The sequence below is a fragment of the Mycobacterium sp. genome, assembly GCF_032161845.1.
Lineage (GTDB): Bacteria > Actinomycetota > Actinomycetes > Mycobacteriales > Mycobacteriaceae > Mycobacterium.
Map to the genome: position 1 here is coordinate 1 of NZ_JAVRQA010000255.1, position 3,918 is coordinate 3,918.

General features: G+C 65.7%; 5 protein-coding genes. All 5 read left to right on the forward strand.

The features are described from left to right. Nucleotides 1-123: 123 nt before the first annotated feature. Nucleotides 124-420 carry a PE domain-containing protein gene (locus QOD90_RS14560; RefSeq protein ID WP_526350856.1) on the forward strand — a complete coding sequence of 99 codons (297 nt, stop codon included), beginning with the start codon at nt 124-126 and terminating at the stop codon, nt 418-420. Between the two features lie 73 nt (nt 421-493). Further along, nucleotides 494-1,771: a PPE family protein gene (locus QOD90_RS14565; protein WP_526350862.1), complete on the forward strand. Its 1,278-nt coding sequence runs from the start codon at nt 494-496 to the stop codon at nt 1,769-1,771. A gap of 89 nt (nt 1,772-1,860) precedes the next feature. Continuing rightward, nucleotides 1,861-2,163, forward strand: coding sequence for a WXG100 family type VII secretion target (locus QOD90_RS14570; RefSeq protein ID WP_526350858.1), 303 nt, complete (start codon nt 1,861-1,863; stop codon nt 2,161-2,163). Nucleotides 2,164-2,191: 28 nt separating this feature from the next. Then, nucleotides 2,192-2,479, forward strand: a complete 288-nt coding sequence (locus QOD90_RS14575; protein ID WP_526350860.1) for a WXG100 family type VII secretion target — start codon at nt 2,192-2,194, stop codon at nt 2,477-2,479. A 116-nt stretch (nt 2,480-2,595) separates the two neighbouring features. After that, nucleotides 2,596-3,918: MinD/ParA family ATP-binding protein (locus tag QOD90_RS14580; protein WP_526350864.1), on the forward strand; the 1,323-nt coding region annotated here is incomplete at its 3' end.

The window sequence follows — 3,918 nt, forward strand, 5'->3', positions numbered from 1 at the left end:
GCTGCTGGCAATTCACCAGCAAAGGAATCTCGGTTTTGATTCCACGGGGGAGCAAGCTACCGCTCCGCACGGGTCGTCGACCCGATATGCAGTGAATTTGAAATATGTGAGGAGTAAGCGCAAATGCAACCACTGGAGCACAACCCAGCGGCAGTCGGAGTCGGGTCGCAGGTCGTCGCAAACGGCGCACGCGGACTGGCAACCGGCACGGCCACCGGTGCCGAGGTCACTGCACTTGCACCTGCGGGAGCCGAGGAAGTTTCGGTTCAGGCATCACTCGCGTTTGCTACCGAGGGCGCACAGGCGATGGCCCTCAACGCTCTGGCTCAAGAAGAGTTGTCGCGCGCAGGCGCCGCATACGTCGAAGCGGCCGGTGTTTATACCGCCGTCGACGAATCCGGCGCGGCTGTCCTGTCGTAATAACAACCCGACGAATTCACCAATCAGGATCTGAGTCCAGCAAACTATGTCCGCTGTGCCCGCAATGTTGGCAATGTTCTACGGAGCATTGCCACCTGAGGTCAACACAGCGCGGCTAATGGCTGGTGCCGGCATCGAGCCGATGTACCAAGCGGCAGCGGGCTGGGAGGCAATGGCGATCTCGCTGGAGACCCAGGCCGAGGAGCTCGCGGCTAGCTTGGTGGCGCTTCAGGGTTCGTGGCAGGGCTCGGGCAGTGAGCGTGCCGTTCAAGCGACGACGCCGATGGTCGCCTGGCTTCGTTCGACCGCGCTGCAGGCACAGAAGCGGGCGATGCAGGCCATCGCGCAGGCGACCGCGTACACCACTGCGATGGTGACGACACCGCCCCTGCCCGAGATCGAGATGAACCACGTCACCAACGCGGTGCTCAACGCGACCAACTTCCTCGGCGTCAACACGGCGCCGATCGGAGTCAACGAGTTCGACTACTTCGTACGCATGTGGAACCAGGCGGCCGGCGCCATGGAGGGCTACCAGGCCGAGACGACGTTGAACACGTTGTTCGAGCCGATCCCCCCGATGACACCGATCGTCATGCCGGGTGTTGGTGAGAGCGCCATGTCGATGTCCGTGGCACAGAACGCGGCGATGCTGCCGGGGTCGATGATGCGCGAGGCAGCGTTCGCCCACACCACTGCGGACGGGCAGATGCAATCCGTGGCTCTGAAGGCGGGCAACGTGGCCAGCCAGGGGAACATGGCGGCCCAACGCGCCGAAGGTCAGGCGCAGAACGCGCAGAGCTCCGGGCAGCAGGCTGGCCAACAGAGCCAGGTCATGCAGCAGGGCGTCCAGATGGCCACGCAGATGGTGTCGCAAGGCGTTTCGATGGTCGGACAGATGCCGCAGCAGATGATGCAACCGATGCAGCAGCTCACCCAACCGCTGCAGCAGATGACGCAGATCTTCAGTCAGGTGGGCAGCGGTTTCGGCTCCGACAAGGTTCAGGTGGGTCTGATCGGGGCGGGCCCGATCTCGAGCCACCCGCTCGCGGGAGGATCTGGCGCCAGTTCCGGCGCAGGCCTGGTGCGGGCGGCGTCGCTACCCGGGATGGGCGGCACGTCGACGCGAAGTCCGGCGTTGTCCACGCTGGTTGGTCCGTCGACCGCCCCGCCGGAGGTCGCCCCCGGCGCCGCGGCGGGAGCAGGCGGCCCCGGCGCCGCGCCCGTCGGCGGCGGAAGCGGCGGTCCGATGGGAGCCATGGGTGAGAGGGGCAAGAGCGGCGGGACCAGGCCCGGTTTGAAGGCCCCGACCCCATTGCCCATGGACGACGAAGAAGACGACGACTGGTAGTCGTCCACAACAGACTTTCCGGCCAGAGGGGGCTGGAAGACTCGCCATTCCCTTGGCGAGGACACAGGAGAAAGAAAAGGTAAACAGCGATGCCCCAGATGAATACCGATGCCGCTGTCCTCGCCAAAGAGGCCAGCAACTTCGAGCGCATTTCCGATGAGCTGAAGCAAGTTATCGCCGCGGTCGACATGACCGCCAACTCGCTGAAGGCCCAGTGGACCGGTCAGGCCGGTGTCGCTGCTCAGACGGCACTCCAGCGTTTCGACGCCGCCGCGGCGACGCAGATCCAGGAGCTCAACGACATCTCGAACAACATCCACACCTCGGGTACTCAGTACACGTCGACGGATGACGACCAGGCCGGCAATCTCGCCCACTTGATGCAGTTCTAACTACCACCAACAGAAACGGAGACTTCACATGAGCGAACAGACTTGGAACTTCGCCGGGATCGAAGGCGGATCGGGCGAGATCATGGGCGCCGTCGGCCAGACCGCGGGACTGCTCGACGAGGGCAAGGCGTCGCTGGCCGCGCTCGGCGCAGTCTGGGGCGGCACCGGCTCGGAGGCCTACCAGCAGGTGCAAGCGAAGTGGGATCAGACGTCGACCGAGCTCAACGCGGCGTTGCAGAACCTGGCGCAGACCATCAGCGAGTCCGGCCAGACGATGGCCCAGACCGAAGCCGGCGTGACCGGGATGTTCTCGTAGCATCACGTCGCACGCGGTGGGCGGCCACGCATTGATCGTGCCCGCCCACCGCGTCAGCGTCTCGGTGATCTGATGCTGTGGCGCACCAATAACTTTGAATCGTGAGAGGTAACCCCATGTCGGCCGACTATGACCGGCTCTTCCACTCCTCGGAGGCGGCACAGCCCGAAGAGGAGACCGCAGCGGTCGACCGCGAAACGGTGGCATCGGCCGCTCCTACGCCCAAGCCGACCACTCCCGGCCGCGGCGACTCGCCGTCCGGACCGTTGCCCGTCGCGACGCAGGCGCAATCTGCGCCGACGACGGCTCCGCCACCTCGGCCCACCGAAGTGACGATGCAAATGCCCCCGACCAAGGCGGGCGCGCAGCGAGTGCAGAACGGGATGATGCGCTCCCCGCAGGCGGGGACGTCGACCGGCGCTCGTTACGAACAGCGGCCCGCGACACCCGCTCCGCAGACGCGTTCCGCGTCGGCGGCTGCGGTGCCGTCACCGCAGCATTATGCGGAAGCCCAGGCCGAGAACAGGGCCGCGTGGACGTCGGCGCAACAGCTCGCCGGGCAGCCGGCCCCGACGTCGGCGGCGACGATTGGCAATCACCGTGCCATCGACGCGCTCTCCCACGTCGGTGTGCGCTCCGCGGTGAAGATGCCGTCGCAGCGTGGGTGGCGTCACCTGATCTACCTGCTGACGCGGATCAACCTCGGGCTCTCGCCCGACGAGATCTACGAGATGGACCTGCACGCCCGGATCCGTCGGAATGCGCGCGATTCGTATCAGATTGGCGTCTTCGGACTGAAGGGCGGCGTCGGCAAGACGGCCGTCACCGTGGCGTTGGGCTCCTCGCTGAGCAAGATCCGCGGCGACCGCATCCTGGCGGTCGACGCCGACCCCGACGGCGGCAACCTGGCCGACCGGGCCGGACGCCAATCCGCGGCGACGGTCGCAGATCTGTTGTCGGACAAGGAATTGACCCGCTACAACGACATTCGCGCGTACACCAGCATGAACGGTTCCAATCTCGAGGTGCTCTCTTCGGAGGAGTACAGCGGGGCGCGACGTGAGTTCAACGACGACGACTGGAAGGGCGCCGTCGGCATCGTGTCGCGGTACTACAACCTGGTGCTCGCCGACTGTGGGGCCGGCTTGTTCCAGCCCGCGTCCCGCGGTGTGCTCTCGACGGTGTCGGGTCTGGTGATCGTCGCCAGCGCCTCGATCGACGGTGCCCGGCAAGCGGCGGTCACCATGGACTGGTTGCGGCAGAACGGATATCAGGACCTGCTCGGCCGGTCCTGCGTGGTGATCAACCACGTCACGCCCGGTAAGCCGAACATCGACGTCGAGGATTTGGTGCAGCAGTTCGAGCGCCACGTCCCCGCGGGCCGCGTGATCGTCCTGCCGTGGGACAAGCACATTGCGGCTGGCACCGAGATTCAACTC

Coding starts and splice junctions, on each gene's coding strand:
- QOD90_RS14570 (WP_526350858.1), top strand. CDS start 1,861: ATGCCCCAGATGAATACCGATGCCGCTGTCCTCGCCAAAGAGGCCAGC.
- QOD90_RS14575 (WP_526350860.1), top strand. CDS start 2,192: ATGAGCGAACAGACTTGGAACTTCGCCGGGATCGAAGGCGGATCGGGC.
- QOD90_RS14560 (WP_526350856.1), top strand. CDS start 124: ATGCAACCACTGGAGCACAACCCAGCGGCAGTCGGAGTCGGGTCGCAG.
- QOD90_RS14565 (WP_526350862.1), top strand. CDS start 494: ATGTTCTACGGAGCATTGCCACCTGAGGTCAACACAGCGCGGCTAATG.